The following is an 18,814-nucleotide window of genomic DNA, read 5'->3' on the forward strand; positions in this document are numbered from 1 at the left end:
GCGAGCCCTCCGGCCCAGCCATAACGCAAGTTTACCCTAGCGGAAACCTACCGGCGTGCGCAGGCTGGTTCCCGTAGACAACATCCCTAACACGCCACAGTAACGCACAAGCCAATGGCGCAACCCCTTCATGCCGGAACGCCGGGACTGTTCGTACTGCCGACAGCCGTGCCACCCGGGTGTCGCTCATGATGGTGAGCTTGAAACGCTTTTGGCGACAGGGTCCGTCATGCCGGCGAGCGGTGACACGATCTTCCGCATAAGACTGGACCGCTGGGCGGGAAACCCCTTACAAGGCCCAATTTGGGTCACTAGAGCGGAATTGAAGGGGTGTCGTTTGGCAGACGACTCGGCAGAGCCTGCGGGTACCGGAAGGCTGCGCGAGCAGCTTGCGGCGAAACTCGATGCGACGGAAATAACGTCAGAACTGCTCGAAGCGACCTTGATTGATCTTCGGTCTGTCGAACGGCAGTTGCGCGATGATCTTGCGGAGATCAAAACCGCCAACCTGGTCCTTTCTGCCGCGCTTGAAGCGGAAAGAATGCAAAATCAAGCGCTGCGGACGGGGACGATCTCACGCGCGGCGGGTGTGCTCCAAGATCTTTTGCGCCGACTCCCGCTTCCCGCGCGAGCATTGCTGCGTCACAGCGCAAAGGGTGCTTGGTGGGCGATCACGCCTCACCTCGCCTCGCGATGGAACGCCATTGAGCAAAACGGGCCCGATCAGATTGGATTCACTCAGCCTGCATCTGTTGCCTCGCTAGCCGGCCCGCAAGGACTGCGGCTGGATCGGTCGAGCGACTTGGAAACAGGATCGCGGACAGCTATTACGCCGCCGCCAGCAGACCTGTCGCACAAGAATCGTCGCGCTGTGATCGCGTTCAATCCGTTGCCGAATGGAAAGCAGAACCCCCGCCAAACGGTCGATCGCAACGGTAAATACGCGTTCGAAAGCGCTCGCGGCCGGTATGTCTATATTCCGCCGCGTCGACCGGATCGCGGCCCCGACGCTTTCTCGCCGGCAACCCATAAAATCAAGTTCTCCATCGTGGTTCCGGTTTACAACACCGAGCCTGACTTGCTGGACCGCATGGTGGCCTCCGTGCTGGTGCAATGGCATGCTGATTGGGAGTTGATCATCGTGGACGACGCCAGTCCGGATGAGCGGACACGGGTCGCACTCGCCCAACTCAGCGACCCGCGCATCCGTGTCGAACGTCAGGCCCGGAACGGCGGCATTTCGGCCGCGACGAATGCGGCCCTCGATCTGGCGACGGGCGACTTCGTCGTCTTCCTCGACCACGACGACGAGCTCACGGCCGACTGCCTTCATGAGCTCGCCCTCTGCATCGCAAGGCAGGATCCCGACTTCATCTACAGCGACGAAGACAAGATCGACACGGACGGCGGTTATATCCAACCTTTCTTTAAGCCGGATTGGTCTCCCGACACCATGATGAGCACGATGTTCACGTGCCACGTCATGTGCGTGCGGCGGGCGATATTGGACGTCGTGGGTGGGTTGCGGAGCGAGTTCGACGGGTCGCAGGACTACGATTTCGTGCTGCGATTGGTCGAGAAAACCGACCGCATCGCGCACATTCCAAAGATTCTCTACCATTGGCGCATCATCCCGGCATCGGTGGCCGCGGATATGAACGCAAAGCCCTACGCCATCGACGCATCCCGCCGTGCCCGCGAAGCTGCCCTGCACCGCCGCGGATTGCCCGGCACCGTCGAGCCGGTCGCTCAGATGCCGGTCTACTTCCGGGTGAACTACGCTCTGCGCCACACGCCGACGATCTCCATCATCATCCCGACCAAGAACAATGCCGTCGTGCTGGAGCGGTGCATCCAGTCGATCTACGAGAGGACGCGCTACGCGCAGTTCGAGATCATCGTCATGGACAACGGCTCTACGGAGGCCGACGCCTTTGCGGTCCTGCGAAAACTGGAGCGCCAGCCGAAGACCCGCGTCCACGTCCATCGCAAGCCTTTCAATTATTCCGAGATCAACAATGCCGGAGTCCGGCACGCGGCCGGCGACCTTCTTCTCTTCCTCAACGACGACACGGAGGTGATGTCCGAAGACTGGCTCGACCGCATGGGTGGATATGCGCAGCTGGCGCATATCGGCGCTGTCGGAGCCAAGCTGCTCTACCCCGGAACACGTCGGATCCAGCACAATGGTGTCCTCAACCTCGACGACGGCCCGACCCACGCATTCCACAACATGGCTGCCGACGACCCCGGATATTTCATGCGCAATTTGCTGGAGTGGAACTGGGCGGCGGTGACGGGCGCCTGCATGATGATCGAGCGACGCAAGTTCGACGCCGTCGGTGGCTTCGACGAAGGCTTCCCGATCGCCTACAACGATGTCAAGCTCTGCTTCGATCTGCGGGACCGCGGCTTCTACAATGTCGTGTGCCCTTCGGTCGAGCTGATCCACTACGAGTCGCATTCGCGCGGATTGGATGCCCATTCGCTTGAAAAGACGAGGCGCTTGGAGCGGGAGCGGGCGCGCCTCTACCAGGAATGCCCACAGCATTTCATGCGTGATCCCTTCCACAGCCCTAATTTGAGCGCGACGAGCACGCATTTCGACCTGCCTGCGGCCTAGTTCTCGAACATCCAACCCGACAGACTGAATTTTCATTTCACATGCAGACTGCCTTTCTGGCCGAACCACGGCTCCCGACGATCCTGATGGATAGCATCGCTGACGCGGCAGCTGTCTCCTTCGACGTGTTCGATACGCTGTTTGTCCGTCCCCTCCAGGATCCCGAGGACGCTTTCGACATGCTGGGCGCGAAGTTCGGCATCCCGGACTTCCGAGCCCTGAGGCGTCAGGCCCAGCAACGCGCATTCGCCCGCATGCACCAGGAGGGTGGTCGTGAGATCACGCTCGCGGGCATCTACGCCGGCTTCGACGAGCTGCCGGTGCCAGCAGCGATCATGCAGCAAGCCGAATACGATCTCGAACTCGCGCTCACGTTGCCGAATCCCGAGATCATCAACCTGTTTTCGAGCCTGGTGGCGCAGCAGCGGTCCGTCGTCCTCACCTCCGACATGTACATGCCGGTGGCGTTTTTCCAGGATTTGCTGCGACGCCACGGCCTTCCTGAAGTCCCGATGTTCATCTCATCGGACAGGAACGCGACGAAGCGGGATCACGGCGAGCTGTTCGCCATCGTGGCGCGAGACCTCGGACTGCCGCCAAGCCGCATTCTCCATATTGGCGACAATCCGGTCTCTGACGTGCTACGGGCGAGGGAAGCCGGGTTCAGCATCTTCCATTACGTTTCTTCACGCTTCTACCGCCCGCTCCCTCGTTCGACTCCCTCCGCCTCGTTGGCCAGCGCCGTCGCGAAGATCCACGAGAAGGACATTGTGGGAGGAACGTTCTACGAGCTCGGCTTTCACTATGGCGGTCCCGCCGCCGTCGGTTTCCTGCATTGGATCGAACAGCGCGCGCTCGCGGACGGCATCGACCTTCTGCTGTTCGTCTCACGCGACGGTTATATCCTTCACCGATTGGCCGAGCAGGAGGACCCCGCTCTGCTGCCGCGGCATGTCTACTTCAAGGGATCGCGCACGGCCTTCATCCTCTCAAACATGAACGAGGGCAATTTCGACACCTCCATCGACTTTCTGGTGAGTGGTGCCTACGGCCTGTCGCCTTCGGAACTCTTCGACCGCATCGGCGTCGCTCCTCCAGCGGATTGGGTCCTGTCCGACCTGGGGTTCAAGCCCGACTCGGTGGTTTCGGACGCTAATGTCAAGTCGGTACGGGATCTGATCGCGGCGACTCGCTCGGAGATCCTGAAGGTCTGCCGGCGAAACAGGCGCGGCCTCTTCCAGTATCTCCATTCGCTCGAGATCCGGTCCGGCATGCATCTCGGCCTCGTCGACATCGGCTGGAACGGCACGACCCAGGAAGCCTTCGAGCTCACCGTCAAGGGCATGCTGAACATCGACGTCACGGGCTATTACTTCTGCTTGACCGACATGCCCGATTGCCTTCGGCGACAGGCGACAATGAACATGCAGGCGATGATCACCAGCAAGACGCTGTCGCGCCAAGTGGTCGACGACATCTACTTAAACCGCACCATGGCCGAACTGTTCTTCTCGGCCCCGCATGACGCGGTCATCGGCTACGACGCCGATGCCGCGGGCCACATCACCTTCGTCGAGGACAGGGGGCGCGGTGACGTCACCGACACGCGCCAGGCCAGCGAGGACATGGTCGCGGGCGCGCAAGAATTTGCCGGGCGCTTCCGAGAGATCTGCCGCGCGGCAGATTTTGTGCCATGGCCGCTCGACACGGTCACGCCCTTCCTCGATCTCGTCACGGCCCGGGATCGAGATTTGCATCTCATCAACGACATCCAGAATTTCGACTGTTGGGGCAGCACCCGCAATCGGGTGATGCGCGTGCGCGACTACCTGCCTTAAGCATGCCGATATCGCTCGTTGTGGTCGGCGTGCCCGGCACGCAAGTTTCTTTTGGCCGAGACTTCGTCGCCGGTATTGGTGGGAGAGCTTCCCGATGAGACTCTTCGTCCCCAGCCTCTTCCGGGTCCGACACTCCGGCAGCCGCTTTGGAGCGAATGCTGCGCGGTCAGCGGCTTTCAACTCAATGTCCGATTTCAACGCTCCGCGATGCCTGGATGCGAGTGGTAGTCTCTTATTCCGTGGGCTAACCTCTTCAAATCAGTGAGGGTTTACGATAGCAATTCAGCTTCCTGCAGGGGATGCTGCGGAAATGAAGATGGGTAGCGGTTAATGAAAACCTGCCTAGGCGATTGAAGGTCCCTTAAGCAAGCTAAAGGCGGCATAGCCGAGGAACCTAGCATTCGATGATGTTTGATATTGCAAAGCGGCTAGACGCTAAGGGCCGGCGTTCAAGGCTAACCTCGGCTCTTTTTAGAGATCTCTGCATAGCCGTCGCGGTTAGTGTGGCATCCATCCTTATCCTGGTGCCTCTTGATGGGATTCTCCCCGAGACGGGTCTTGATGCTTCTTGGGGCTATGTGCTTGCCGATGCGGCTGAACACCATCGGGCCTTCGGGCGAGAGGTAATCTTCACCTTTGGACCTTTGTCTTCTCTGTACTCACATGTCTTCCTGCCCAGCCAACGAGGTGAGGTTTTCATACTGAACGCTGTTCTTGTAACGACGTTCTGCCTGTGCGCCATTGTGATAACGCGCCCGCGCTTCCGCCTTCTCGTCCTCTTGCTTCCCTTCATATTCAGCAACTTCACCCTCGTTGACGCCTTCTTTCTGACCCTCCCTTGGTTGGTTGTCCCGATGGCTGAAGGGTCGCGCGGTGGCGAGCGCTGGCGAAGTGTCGCCGTCCTGGCTCTCTCGGTCGTGCTTGGCCCGTTACTTCTGGTCAAGGGAACCATGATGATCCCGCTTGTCGGTTCGATCGGCGCGGCGTCGCTCGTGATCGCGCGCCGAAGTCTGGTCGAGGCCCTGGCAGTCCCCTGCGCGGCAATTGCATCCGTGATCGCCGTCTGGCTTACGGTCGGTCAGCACCTATCTGATCTGCCTGCCTATCTACGGGGTGTGTTCGCTATAGCCACGGGCTACACGGATGCCATGTCGGATCGCGGGAATTCCCGCGAGATCTACGTCTACATCGCCGCCTCTGTTGCGCTGATCGTCGCCCAGATTGTCCCGCGGCGCGCTCCCATCATGCCGACGCTGGCCGCAGCGCTCATTCTTTTCGTCGCCTTCAAGGCCGGGTTTGTCAGACACGATGGCCATGCCGTCATCGCCTCCTCGACCCTGTTATTGGTGAGTTTTCTACTCTTTCTCTACTCTGCCGATTTGGCGAGAGGCGCCGGGTTCGTCGTAGGCGTCGCCGGCTGGGCGTTCATCAGTGCCCATTATTTCCCGGTCAACCCCGCTGCTCAGCTGGCAAACGCTGTAGAAGAGTTGCGGCGTGCTTCGAGTGCCGTCGCGGCGACAATCGCCGATCCCGACGCATACCGCCGATCGTTCGAGGAACGGAAAGCCCGGATAGCGGCCGACGTGGCCCTCCCGCCCACCACCGGGACAGTGGACCTTTACTCGAACAGCCAAAGCGCCGTCCTGGCATCGGACAGGGACTATGACCCTCGCCCGATCTTTCAGAGTTATTCAGCCTATACTCCGCGGCTTGCGCAACTCAACGCCGATCATCTGACCGGGCCGCAAGCACCTCAGACTATATTTTTTGCTCACGAGCCGATCGACAATCGCTATCCGGCCCTGGAGGACGGGCCGAGCTGGCCGGCTCTATTGGGCCAATATCGTTTTCGATCATTCGCGAAGGGATACGCCGTTCTTGACCGCATCAACGGCGCCTCGCCGGCCTCGATCGGGGCTGTGATGACGAGCGGCTCCTTCGCGTTCGGTAAGCCTGTCCAGGTGCCGCTGACGGCACCGTTCGTGTGGGCGACCATGACGTTTCACCCCACGCTTCTCGGAAGTCTCGCGTCAATTTTGTACAAGCTTCCACCGCTCACCATGTCGGTGACCACGACCGATGGTCAGACGAAAGACTACCGGTTGATAGCCGGCATGGCGAGCGCCGGTTTCCTGATGTCACCTTCCGTGACGTCCGTCGCCAATTTCGTAGCCCTGCGTTCAACCTCCGCCGATCCCTTGGCCATGAACCGTGTGACGTCGATTTCGGTGCGCCAAGGCTCCGGTTTCGGCTCATGGGGATCGAACTTTGAACTGAGGTTGGCTCCGCTGCTCGTTCAGCCTGACGCTGGAGTGGACGAGGTCGCGCTCGGGCATCTGGATCCAGGAACCCCTTCTGGCGATTTGCCGACCGCCGGGGATTGCGTGATCGACTTCGTGGGCAACAAGAGGGTAGACGGCGCTCCCATCACAATCACGGGTTCCACCGCCACAGCGAGCGGGTGGGGTCTGGTTTCATCAGCTAAGGGGCAAGACGGAGGTCGGCTGCGGGTCTCGATGACGCCTGAAGGAGGCCCTACTTTTTATTCCCCAGCTGACCGATTGGCCCGGCCCGACGTCGATGCATACTTCAAACTGCAGCATCCCACTAAAGCAGGATTTGTATCCCAGCTCAATCTGCAGGCCTTGAAGGGAGCCATCACCCTGCGGGTCGTCCAGGATAGCCAAGATGGGGCTGCGGCCTGTGGAAAGCCCGTCATCGTACTGCATAAGGATGGAGGAGGGGGCTGAAGCCCTCCTTTCGAGGGATGTGCTTCATCCGGGTGCGATCGAGATCGAACACGACGGAAGGTCTGGAACAAATGGAACAATTAGAATCTAGATTGAGATTCGGCTATTTTCGGAAAGCGCGATAGTCTGATGAAGCCGAGATTTCACACGCTCAATTCTGAGTTTCAGTGCATATATGATGAAAGATAACGTATCCGATAAGCGTAGCCAAAACAATACTGCTGCCGTTATTGCACTCTACAATGGCGAGCATTTTATAGAGAGGGCGCTGAAGAGTGTTCTTTCGCAGACGCAGCGCCCTAACGAGGTGCTTGTCGTTGATGATGGTTCCACGGACAAGGGGGTCTCGGTTGCCGAGAGCTTGTCCAACCATTTCCCACTCCGGATCCTACGGAAGCCCAATGGAGGACAGTCCTCCGCTCGCAATCTGGGCGTTGCCAAATCGTCATCGTCGCTGATCGCCTTTCTTGATCAGGACGACCTGTGGTACCCCGAACACATTGCGGAATTGTCGAAGCCCTTCGCCGATCAGGACACGCTTGCGTGGAGCTATTCAAACCTGGACCATGGTGATCTTCATGGACAGTTGAAGACAGCGAACTTCCTGAACTCTCGGCCGGGACCGCATCCGAAGACATCGATCCGTGAATGTTTGGCCAGGGACATGTTCATTCTTCCCTCGGCCTCGCTCGTGGCCCGGTGGGCGTTCGACGCGGTGGGGGGATTTGATGAAAGACTATCCGGCTATGAGGATGATGACCTCTTCCTCAGAATGTTCGCGGCCGGCTTCGAACATGCTTATGTGGATCGCCCTTTGTCGATGTGGTGCATCCACAGCACCTCGGCGACGTCGCTTCCGTCAATGTCGCGATCGCGGATGATCTATGCCAACAAGCTTCTTGAGCGGTTTGGTTCAGTTGAGGCCGACAGCGGAACCTTAGCCTCGGTAGCGATCGTGCCCCGCTTCACCGTAAGCCTGTTGGGCGAGTATGTCCGGGCCGTGCAAAGCCGGGACGATGCACGGGTCGCTCAGACTTTGGAAGAGCTGCAAAGGTTGGTCCTACCCTATGCGTCCGCGCGCAAGCGTTGGGCCGTGAAAACTGCGGTGTTGTTTATGTCGTTCCGCTGGTTTGGCAGGCTGGTCACGTTCCCGCAGGCTCTCTTGCTCGTTCGACGAGTCATGGGACTGCCGCTCCCGAAGGATCACCAGTGAGCGGGATGAGACGAACTTTGACGTGCCGGCATGCAGATTGGCGATTGCAAGATCTCGCTCAGCAATGTGACGCCAAGGTTTAAACGGGCGGGACTGCGGCTAGACCTTCCAAGGTTTTTGTCGCTGCGGCTGGAAGGATAAGCGGTAATCATTGTCGTAATTATCAAAAGCGGGGTTGTAGAACGGATCGCGCTGAAGCAGGTCACCCCATTTGTCCCGCATAAATCGGCACTCGCCGTGGAAGCGGTCCATTTTTTCCCCCGCGAGATCCGATCCGCGCGAAGCCGATTCCAGATGGTACAGCTCGGCAAATGGTGTCCAGATCACTTTATAGCCGGCCGCCCGGACCTTGAGACACAGATCGATATCGTTGAACGCGACCCCGAGATGATCCGCCTCAAGTCCACCTACCTGCTCGTAGAGGTTGCGTCGCACGGCCAGACAGGCGCCCGTCACCGCACTGACGTCCCGGGCTAGCGCCAGGGAGCCGAAATAGCCGAGATCGTCACGGTCCTGAAACCACCCGAAATGGCCGGCGATGCCCGGGCCACCCTCAAAAGTTCCTGCCCCAAGTCTCACACCGGCGTGTTGGATACGTGTGTCGGCATAGATGAGCTTGGCGCCGACGACCCCCACGTCGGCCCGCTGCAGTAGGCTGACCATTTCCAAAAGCCAGTCTGGTTTGATGACGTCGATGTCGTTGTTCAAAAGCAACAAGATCTCGCCTTGTGCCTCACGGGCGGCCGCGTTGTTCAAAGCCGAGTAGTTGAACGGCCCGGCTTGCGACAAGACGCGTACCCTTGGGTCCAAAGTCAGCTCAGCGAACAAGTCATGCGTCTCCCTCTCGACGCTGCCATTGTCGACGATGATGACTTCGAATCGCCCATAGGCCGTCCGTTTGAGCAAGCCCTCCAGGCATTGCCGCATCAGATCCGCGCGATCTCGCGTCGGGATGAGGATGCTGACGAGAGGTTCCGGCTGACAAAGGACCCAGCGGACACGGTTCCAGGGGACGTGTTCAGACACACGACCGACCGTCGCGATCGGGTTCGCTCCGTCTCGGTTCAGAAATTCGGCCACGGCCCGCTGGGCTGATTGGATGCAGCGGTCAAGATAGGCCTGAGAAAACGACTCGCCGCCGCTGGTTTGACGCCAGTGGTAGAGCACGGCCGGAATATGCCGGATCTTCTCCGGCGTCGTCATGGCCACGATACGGAGCGCAAGATCGTAATCCTGACTGCCCTCAAAGCCCGGACGAAATCCGCCGACACTGTCGACCAGCGATTTCCGATACACCGTCAGGTGGTTGAACATGTTCTGGCCGAGCAGAAGGTCCAGGCTGAAATCGGACTTGAAATAGGGGTCGTAACGGCGCCCGTTCTCGTCGATCTTGTCCTCGTCGCTGAAGACGATATCGGCGGCCGGATGCACATTGAGTTCGACCGCGATCTCATAAAGTGCCTGCTCGGCAAGCAGATCGTCATGATCGAGCAGAGCCACGAATGCCCCCGTGGCGAGCCCCAATGCGCTGTTCGAAGCCGCCGCGATGTGCCCGTTCTCTTGCCGATGCAAGTGCTTTACGCGCGCATCGGCTTCAGCGAAACGATCAAACAGCTTGGCGATATGAGGTTCTGTCGAGCCGTCGTCGACAATGCAGAGTTCCCAATCAGGGTAGAGCTGGTCGAACACGGATTGCACCGTGCTGGTCAAGACGGACTCCGGCGTATTGTAGACCGGAACGATGATGGAGATCTTCGGTCGATACTCCAACCGAGCCACATGCTCTTTGATCGCCCCGCGATCGGCGGCGGTCAGCCGATCCAGTTGTTTCACCCAGCGGCCGTAGGCTTGGTCGTTCGTGCGATCCCGTGGTGAAACGGTGGGCGCATTCAACATGATCCGCTGAATGTTCGTCCAAACCCCAATTCGATTGCGCCGATTCATTCGCCGCAGGATCTGCAGGCGCATCGGCAGTCGATGCGGGGTGAGCAGCCAATACAGCAAGCGCATCCACCCCTTGTGGGTCGAATGAGGCTGGTTTCGAGCTTCCCAGACTGTTTGCACCACCCTCATGATCCGCCGCATGACACCACCATTCGTCGTGCGATGGGCGACCTTGGACGCTTTTGATGACATCGTCGCTTGAACGCGCGGGCTGGCGCTTACCGCGGGAGGCCGACCCGATTCGTGTTCGTCAAGCGGAACCATGCCGGTCCTCTCCGGCGTGGAGACACGACGAAGTTCCACCGATGGAGCACGAACCGAAGGGCCGACGAGCGCCGATGACTCGAAGTGTTTGACATCACCATGGGGCAACCTAAATCCACTTCGCTCTTGCAAATGTCCCTCATGACCGGGCTAGCTAAGCTCACGCGCTCGCTCTTTCGTGCATAATGCAGAAACGAATGCCTCGATAGACCTTTCCGGACAAGCTGCGACCACCGTGCCGGGGCTGCCACACACGTTCTGTTCGTCCCCATTTTCGGGCTTTGCTTTCGTTGGGACCCGCTCGTGTCATCAGCGATCGAGTTTTTCCTGGGTTCGGGATCGTGAACGGAAATTTGTGTCTGATTGTCTTCAAGTCTCACAGACCGCGAAAATCCATAGCTGTCCCGGCGAAAAAACGGGTCCATCAACCGAGTGGGTCGACAATCAACAGACTCAAGGCCGCATGCCCGTCGCCGTCCGCGGATCACGCTTACACTTGCCGAAGGATGTAAGCAGGGCTAGGAAAATCTAGAGATGTCCAAGGATCGGTTGGTCGACGTACTGGTCGTCCAAGATGTGAGTGGGCAGAGTCGGTTCACGTCAACTTCTTCGGTAATCCTGTCGTCGAGCGTGGCGATTTTATGAGGGACCCCCGCTGATTACGCCAGCCTATCGGGACCATCTGCGTCGGTTGAAGAGCGAGTTCGACGCGGCCTGTGCGGATGTAGAAGATTTTTCTGACCGGAGCAGCACATCTTTTCGGACTGCTCAAGACCTTTATCGAACTTGGATCAAAGCGATCGACGGAGCCGCCTTGGCGCTGCTGGACGACCTTGATGCTCTGGACAGGGCTCAGTCTGACGCGACCAAAGGCAGCAGTTTTTCTCCTGTGTACTCTCCCGTGGAAGCGATGCGTCCTGGAGAGGTGGATCATGTCTTCGCGGAGATCGACGATGCACTGCAGGCCAGGGCGATCGTAAGCGCGTCCGATGACGACAACGACAATAGCGATCTGTTCGGCGAATAGGCCAGTTTAGGCGAGATCTCCCGTGAGAGCGTTGCGCACGGACAGATCGACCAAGCGTTGCAAGCCTGGTGGGAGCTGATCGGCGTAAGCACGCCAGATCTTCGCCGTGTTGGCGAAGAGGTTGGTCGAGACTGACATCCCCGTAGGCAGCCGCCGATACCAAAAGAGCGGGACAGGCAGCGAGACTGTTTTGAACCCTGCGAGCGCGGCTCTGGCGTGAAGATGCCAATCTTCGAAACCCACCCCGTGCTCCTCATGGAAGGGACCGATCCCCTCGAAAACCTCGCGACGATAGATCCCGGTGGCATCGCCGAAACAATTGATCGAAAGTCCGAGTTCGAGTGGGCCGCCGAGAAACCCCCACCGGTCCGTCGTGAGAAGCTCGGCCGGATCCGCAGGATGCAGCGGATTGCGGAACAAGGCCATCTGGCATGTCACGATGTCGGCTTGGCTCATCGTCATCGCACGATCAAGGGTTTCAACCAGGTCGGGAAAGGCGAGGTTGTCATCGTCCATGAAGATGAGGCGCTCCGCATCCGTGCTTCGCAATCCGGCATTGCGAGCCGCGCCAAGATAGCGGTTGGTTTCGCGCATCACTTTGAGGCGAAACGGCCACAGACGGTTTTCTGCCGCCGCAAGACCTCGCTCCGCTTCAAGCGATGGACTGCCGTCGTCGACCAGGATCAAATCAAAGTCGGTGTAGGTCTGAGCCGCCAGCGCTTCCAAAGCTTGATTCAGGAGCACGGGCCGTTCGTAGTGGGTGACGATCACGGCAATGCGATCTTCGTGGCGTCGCTCCGCCTTGGCGTCGGAGACAGGCGTGCGCCTCGGACGCGGCAAGCCATCGAGCCAGCTCAGCCAGCTCCGAGCCACCTCGGGCTCATGGTAAGCCGCTTGCGCCGGCGCGAACGGCTGGCCCAGCAAGCTGGCCAGCCGCTTGGCGAGGGAGGCCGGACGAGGCTCAACCAACACCCGCTCGACATCCACTGCGGAGATGAGCTCCGGAATGCCACCGCTCAACGTCGATAAGAAGGGAATGCCCTTTCGAAGGCACTCCGAGATCACGCAAGGCGCATTGTCCGTCAGCGAGGGAATGACCGCCAAGGCACCGCTTTCACGCAGGAACCGCTGCGCGCCATCCGTGTCGAGGTCCGTCTCGAAGGAGATGCGCGGCAGGAGATCCGGGCGACGCTGCCCGACGATCCCCCGGATCATGTCAGGCGTGTGGGAAGCTGGTTTGCCCAAGAACACAACGTCGAAGTCGGACCCCGTCAACTGCTCTGAGAGGATGGCTTCGAGGAAGAGGTCGACGCCCTTGCGGGTCTCAAGCCGGCCGAAAAAAGCGAGCGTGTTGACGGATGACAAACCTGAGGGGTCAACCTGAGCGATGTCCTCCGGATCCGACCAAAGATACAGCGGCAAGGCAGTGCTGTTCGGCGGAAGGACCTGGCCGGATGTACGAAGCCAATCAAGCATATAGCGTGATGGGCTCACCACAACGTCGGCGCCGCTGAAAGCCTCACCCTCGGTGTGAAGCTGCGCCAGCGTCCGCTGGTCCCGCACAAGCATCTGGTTGGCGCCGAGCAGCCAGGCTGTCGGTCCATGGGCGAAAATGCCCAGGACTGTCTGCGCGAAGGCAAGCCCCGTGCGCTTGGCGACGATACTGCTGAAAGCGGGGCCCTCCCAATCCTGGAACAGCACCAGGTCGTCATCGCGGGTGCGCAAGTGTTCGAAGATCACGCAGGTCTCGCGCAACAAGACCGGATGCATCTCGCCTCTGCGCGCATCGAGGTGGATCAGCGAGACCCCGGCGGAAATGCAACGCTTCGGCCAGACGTCCATATAGTCTATGGCGGCGGCACCGGTATAGAGAACCGTCACCCGGTGGCCCGATCGGGCCAAGAACAACGCCAAGTGAGTCGTGGCCGTTCCGATACCGCCATTCTTATGCGCGCCAAGGAGCTCGCTCGCGACAAGACAGATGCGCAGGGATGGGCCGGTCACGAGCGACCCAGAAAAGTGCGGGCGAACAAGCGCAGCGGGGCAGCGAGACGCCACGATGTCGACCGCTCCATGGCCGAAATGCGGACCTCAGCAGCCCCAAGACCGAGCTCCGCGCGCTGAAGGGCATCGGCCAACCGGGTTCGCTCGGCTTCGTCGGCCGCCGCCCGTGCCTGCTCGGCCGCAATCGCCGCCCTGTGTTGGGCGAGCTCGCCATCGATACTCCTGATCCGAGCCTCCTGAGAGTCGACTGTTTGCTGCAGGGCGAGCTTGTCGCTGTTGGCTCGTGTCAGTGCCACCCAGGTTCGCTGGAGATTTGCACGAATGTCGGCTTCGGCGAGGCTCGCGGCACCCAGGCGCTGCTGCGCACTTTCAGCCTCTTGGTAAAAGCGCCAAACAACGGGATACAGACCTTCCAACGTCACGATGAGGTCGCGTGTCCCGGCCATCCTCCGAAGAAAGCTGGCCTCAACGGCCGCGATGCCGGTTTCATCCCCGTCGCAAAGGCAATGATAGAGCTCTCCGGCGAGATCCTCGGTGGTTAGCGCGTCGGGGGTCGAGGACTTTGCTCTCCTTACATGCCCGGAGTCAGATCTGGCGTTTGCATGGAGAAAGGTCTGCACCTCGACGGATGCGTCGGACACATCCCGGGTCCACATGCGACCCATCGCGCTGCTGATCCGCCCCGCAACCGAACGCCAATCGGACAGAAGGTCGCTGTAGCGCACAAAGACCTTGGCATGCCCTTGGGCTCCGCGAATAGAAGCCAGCATATAGCGCAGCCATACGGCCTCGCCGCGCGGGGAAACCCAGGCATCATAGGGAAAGTCTTTGAGGTGACGTCGCCGCAAAGAGTCAGCGACATCGACGGGGTGGCGCAGGGGAATGACATGCACCACGCGATATCCGCAGTTGGACAAAGCTTGGTTCCAGATCGGAGCCAGCAAGGCTGTTCTGGGATCCTTTAAGACGACGATGTCACCCGAAATGGACCGCCTCGCAAAATCCGCAGCCTCCGTTTCGAAAAGTTTCGCGGCCGGCGAAGTGAACCAATCCGGGTGAATCTCGACCGCGCTATAGATGTCGGACTCCGCATCGGCGAGCATGCGATCGTTGAGCGCCACCATACCGCTCGGTTCCCAATGCCCGTGCGGGTTACCGGCATTCGCAGGAACGAGATCTTCGGGAAGCGAAGCCCCCAACAGTGACAAGGTCCTGGCCAGTGCAGACGTTCCGCTGCGGTGCATGCCGCTTATCAAAATAGCCGTCGGCGTATCGGCATCTGGACCGCCGGCACCCGACCCATCCCGCAGGGGACTCCGGGAAAATGGCACGGCCTGCGCTTGAAGCGGCATCTGCTTCACTTTCTCATACGAAAAGGCGAGCACACCGGTTCGACGAAGGCACGCACATACTGATGCAAGTGTCTGGCAAAGCGAGGCTCGGCCGTCCAGGCATTATCGTTCGTGGGCGGCCTGAGACGACGCTTCCCATATGGGAGCCAGAGCATACTGAATAACCCTGCGATCGCCGGTCTGGATTTCCGCCGTCACCATCATACCCGGCAGCAAAGGTACATTCTTTCCGTCGGCGTTGATGATGGTTTTATCCATTTCCACGGTCACGGGGTAGACGAGGTTCTGCACCTTTTGGTTTCCGCTCAAAGCCGAGTTGTTGATCGGACGTGCGAGCGTGCTTGCGTCCGAAGAGGCTGTGGCCTCCTGCGAGTCCACGGCTTCGTTCGAAATGCGTTTCACCGTGCCCTTCAGCGTGCCGTAGTGGCTGAACGGGAAGGCATCCACCTTGAGAACCACTTCTTGGCCCACCTTGATGAAACCGATGTCTTGATTCTGTACCAGCGCCATGACTTCGAGCGCCTTTGTCGAAGGGACGATCACCATGAGCGGCTGGCCCGAGGTGACCACCTGCCCGACGGTGGTCACCGCAAGCTGCTGTACTGTGCCGTCGATCGGCGCAACGATGCGCGCTTGCTGTACCCGATTGTTCGCCTTGATGTAGTTCTGCTCCACATCCTCGCGCCGTCGCTCGGCATCGCTTAGCTTCTGGTTCTGTGTCGCCAGGAATTCGCGCATGGCCTGATCGAGCTTCCGCTGCAGCGATACAACCGCGGCGTCGTTCTCAAGAACCTGCCCATGATCGTCCATTAAATTGCGCTGCTCGTTCTCCAGTTGCTGGCTCGCGTCGATCACGGCTGCGTGGCTGCCCGACTGGCGGTCCTCCAAGGTCTGCTTCATGTTCAGTCGCTCGGCCATGAAGTTAATGACCTTCTGGCGAGCGACTATATTGTCTTTGAGGCGCTGATTGTGTGCCGTCTTCTCGGACAACTGCGCTTTCAGGGAATCCACTTGCGACTGATACTGGCTTATCTCTGCTTGGAACAGCGCGTCGTCTCGCTTGCGTAGCGCCTCGGGGACATCTCCGGGATAATTGATACTCGCATTGGCACCGCCGGATTGAACAACAGCGATCTCGGTTCCGCGACGGGCAATCTCTGCATGCAGCGATTGCAGCTCCGCCTGCGCGGAAGTGCGATCGGCTTGGCTCAGCGTCGCATCGAGCTGCACAAGAAGATCGCCCGCCTTGACGACGGAGCCGTTTTGGACAGCAACTTCAGATACGCGTCCGACATCGAGTGGCTGCACGACCTTCGAGCGACCGCTTGGCTGGATCCGCCCCTGAGCTTCAGCGAAGATGTCGATCCTGGCAAACGTACTCCAGGCAATCGCTGCGGCCAGCATGCCGCAGATCGTCCACAGCATCAGGTGCATCTTCGGTGAGGCTGGCCTCTCGAGGATCTCGAGATGAGCGGGTAGAAACTCGGTGTAAAGCGCCGGAGTGCGGGCAGGGGCACTATTGCGCCGCAAGAGGGCCGGAAGCCGCGACACCAATGCCGGCAGACGGTTCGGCTGCGGCGGCACGGTAAGATCGGTCTGCGTGCTCATGCTGCCTCGCTTTCACCGGCTTGGATCCGCCAGAGGCGGCCGTAAAGACTGGTCGGGAGCGCTAGCAGTTCGCCATGCGACCCGTCTTCGATAATCCGGCCGTCCTGCACCGCGATGATGCGGTCGCACTCCCGCACGGCCGCGAGACGATGCGCGATGATGATGACTGTGCGGCCTTTCACGATATGCCGCATGTTCTCCTGGATGATGCGCTCACTCTCGTAGTCAAGAGCGGAGGTCGCCTCGTCGAGGATGAGGATGCGCGGGTTCGCGGCGAGCGCGCGAGCGATCGCGAGGCGCTGGCGCTGGCCGCCTGACAAATTCGCGCCGCGCTCGACGATCATCGTGTCGTAGCCCAGCGGTAGTCGATTGATGAACTCGTCGGCACCCGAAAGCCGCGCCATGGCTATGACCTGGGCGCGCGACATCGCCGGGTTTACGAGAGCGATGTTCTCGTGCACCGTCTTGTTGAAGAGCAAGTTTTCCTGCAGCACGACGCCCACTTGGCGTCGCAGCCAAGCCGGATCTACTTGGGCGATGTCGATGCCGTCGACCAAGATCTGCCCGCGCTCGGGGTTGTAGAGCCGTTGTATGAGTTTTGTCAGGGTCGACTTGCCCGATCCCGACGGGCCAACGATGCCGATCACCTGTCCAGCAGGGATCTGCAGGTTGATGTCCTTGAGGATCTCGCGGCCGCCCGAGTCGTAGCGGAACGTCATACCTCGAATATGGACCTGGCCCTTGGCGGGCGGTAGATGCGCCTGTGCCATAGGCGTCGATTCGGGGAAGCTGTTCATGATATCGCCGAGCCGGTCGACCGAGATCTGAACTTGCTGGAAATCCTGCCAGAGCTGCGAGATGCGCAGAATGGGGCCGGTGACCTGGCCGAAGATCATATTGAAGGCGATGAGGCCACCGACCGTGAGGTCGCCGTTGATGACCGCCTCGGCCCCAAAAAACAGCACCGCGGCCGACGAGAGCCGGCTCACGTATTGAAAGGCGTTCTGCCCGACATTGGCGACCGAGACCGCATCGAAAGACGAGCCAACATAGGAGGCGAGCTTCTCTTCCCACTCCGACCGCAGCACCGGCTCGATCGCCATGGCCTTGATGGTTTGGATGCCGACAACGGATTCAACCAGAAATTGCGTCGACAACGCACTCTTGTTGAACTTTTCGTTCATACGTCGCCGCAGGATGGGTCGCAACGCGATGCCGATGAGCACGTAGATGGGCAGGGACGCGAGAGCGATGGCCGACAGCAAAGGCGAGTAGGCAATCATCACCGCGATGAGAACGAAGGAGAAGATGACATCGAGACCCGTCAGCAGTGCTTGACCGGTCAGAAAGTTGCGGACCTGTTCGATCTCGCGCATACGGGCCACTGTCTGCCCCGCGGCGCGGGCCTCGAAGTAGGCGAGCGGTAGCCGCACCATGTGGTCGAACAGCTTGGCGCCGAGTTCGACGTCGATGCGGCTCGTGGTATGGGTCAGCATGTACGTGCGCAGCCACGTGAGCAGCGCCTGGAACAGGCCCACGAGGCACATGGCGAGCACGACCATGTACAGGGTCGACATCCCCTTGTGAACCAAGACCTTGTCGATAACGATTTGGAACAGGAGCGGCGTTGCCAGGACGCAAAGCTGGATGAACAGCGACGCCACAACCACGCTGGCGAGCGGCCGGCGGTAACGCCACATCGACGGCAGGAACCAGGCAAGCGAGAAGTTGCCCACTTCCTGCTTCAGCGACACGCGTCGCGCGAACAGAAGGACCGCACCGGCCCATTCCGCCGTCATTTCCTCGGGCGTAAGATTGCGCACTTCCCGGGTCACGGCGTTGACGAGGCGCATCTTGCCGTCTTCGTGACGCCGGCCGTAGATCAGCAGTTCGCCGCTCTTCATCTCCACCACGGCCGGGAGGGGCACGTCGGCGAGCGTCTTCAAGTTCTGACGCTGGAGGCGCCGTGCCTTGAGTTGCACCAGCTTGCTGGCGCGTACGACGTCCAGGCCCGTACAGAGCCGCTCACCGAATCCGAGTTCATGCCGGATCTGGCCCACGTCGCAACTGATCCGGTGGAAATTGGCGATCAAAGCCAGCGCTGGTAGACCGGTGTCCACCTGCGGCGCCTGAGCGTCTTTCGGTGTCGAGGGCTCCGCAAGGCTCACAGAGAACTGTACCTTCCGAGGAA

10 protein-coding genes are annotated in these 18,814 nt (G+C 60.0%); 5 read left to right on the forward strand and 5 right to left on the reverse strand.

What is annotated here, in order from left to right; all coding sequences use genetic code 11:
• Window positions 1-871: 871 nt before the first annotated feature.
• The 4 genes from M8523_RS25935 (at window position 872) to M8523_RS25950 (ending at window position 8,424) form a co-directional block, all read left to right on the forward strand.
• Entirely contained in the window at window positions 872-2,623 is a 1,752-nt protein-coding gene (locus M8523_RS25935; RefSeq protein ID WP_282587793.1) for a glycosyltransferase family 2 protein, read from the forward strand.
• Between the two features lie 86 nt (window positions 2,624-2,709).
• A complete protein-coding gene (locus M8523_RS25940) occupies window positions 2,710-4,461 on the forward strand; it encodes an HAD family hydrolase (RefSeq protein ID WP_282587794.1) in 1,752 nt (583 codons plus the stop codon).
• 503 nt (window positions 4,462-4,964) lie between these two features.
• A complete protein-coding gene (locus M8523_RS25945; protein ID WP_282587795.1) occupies window positions 4,965-7,211 on the forward strand; it encodes a hypothetical protein in 2,247 nt (748 codons plus the stop codon).
• 175 nt (window positions 7,212-7,386) lie between these two features.
• Window positions 7,387-8,424, forward strand: coding sequence for a glycosyltransferase family 2 protein (locus M8523_RS25950; protein WP_282587796.1), 1,038 nt, complete (start codon window positions 7,387-7,389; stop codon window positions 8,422-8,424).
• A gap of 99 nt (window positions 8,425-8,523) precedes the next feature.
• Here the strand turns inward: M8523_RS25950 and M8523_RS25955 are convergent, their stop codons facing one another.
• On the reverse strand, window positions 8,524-10,434 hold the full coding sequence (locus M8523_RS25955) for a glycosyltransferase family 2 protein (protein WP_282587797.1): 1,911 nt from the start codon (window positions 10,432-10,434) through the stop codon (window positions 8,524-8,526).
• 889 nt (window positions 10,435-11,323) lie between these two features.
• Here M8523_RS25955 and M8523_RS25960 point away from each other — a divergent pair.
• Window positions 11,324-11,659, forward strand: coding sequence for a hypothetical protein (locus M8523_RS25960; protein ID WP_282587798.1), 336 nt, complete (start codon window positions 11,324-11,326; stop codon window positions 11,657-11,659).
• 6 nt (window positions 11,660-11,665) lie between these two features.
• Here the strand turns inward: M8523_RS25960 and M8523_RS25965 are convergent, their stop codons facing one another.
• From M8523_RS25965 to M8523_RS25980, 4 genes are all read right to left on the reverse strand, one after another.
• Window positions 11,666-13,717 carry a glycosyltransferase gene (locus tag M8523_RS25965; protein ID WP_345894302.1) on the reverse strand — a complete coding sequence of 684 codons (2,052 nt, stop codon included), beginning with the start codon at window positions 13,715-13,717 and terminating at the stop codon, window positions 11,666-11,668.
• Window positions 13,660-15,015 carry a sulfotransferase family protein gene (locus M8523_RS25970; RefSeq protein ID WP_282587800.1) on the reverse strand — a complete coding sequence of 452 codons (1,356 nt, stop codon included), beginning with the start codon at window positions 15,013-15,015 and terminating at the stop codon, window positions 13,660-13,662. Before M8523_RS25970 ends, M8523_RS25965 begins: the two co-directional genes overlap by 58 nt.
• Before the next feature lie 102 nt (window positions 15,016-15,117).
• Window positions 15,118-16,623 (reverse strand): HlyD family type I secretion periplasmic adaptor subunit, encoded by a 1,506-nt coding sequence (locus M8523_RS25975; protein WP_282587801.1) that lies wholly within the window; start codon window positions 16,621-16,623, stop codon window positions 15,118-15,120.
• Window positions 16,620-18,791, reverse strand: a complete 2,172-nt coding sequence (locus M8523_RS25980) for a type I secretion system permease/ATPase (RefSeq protein WP_282587802.1) — start codon at window positions 18,789-18,791, stop codon at window positions 16,620-16,622. Before M8523_RS25980 ends, M8523_RS25975 begins: the two co-directional genes overlap by 4 nt.
• Between the last annotated feature and the right edge of the window lie 23 nt (window positions 18,792-18,814).

The organism is Lichenifustis flavocetrariae, from assembly GCF_026130545.1.
Taxonomy (GTDB): Bacteria; Pseudomonadota; Alphaproteobacteria; order Rhizobiales; family Beijerinckiaceae; genus Lichenihabitans; species Lichenihabitans flavocetrariae.

Excerpts from the sequence above, each read along its gene's own strand:
- M8523_RS25940 (WP_282587794.1), top strand. The coding sequence starts at position 2,710 with ATGGATAGCATCGCTGACGCGGCAGCTGTCTCCTTCGACGTGTTCGAT.
- M8523_RS25950 (WP_282587796.1), top strand. The coding sequence starts at position 7,387 with ATGATGAAAGATAACGTATCCGATAAGCGTAGCCAAAACAATACTGCT.
- M8523_RS25955 (WP_282587797.1), bottom strand. The coding sequence starts at position 10,434 with ATGCGCTTGCTGTATTGGCTGCTCACCCCGCATCGACTGCCGATGCGC.
- M8523_RS25970 (WP_282587800.1), bottom strand. The coding sequence starts at position 15,015 with ATGCCGCTTCAAGCGCAGGCCGTGCCATTTTCCCGGAGTCCCCTGCGG.
- M8523_RS25975 (WP_282587801.1), bottom strand. The coding sequence starts at position 16,623 with ATGAGCACGCAGACCGATCTTACCGTGCCGCCGCAGCCGAACCGTCTG.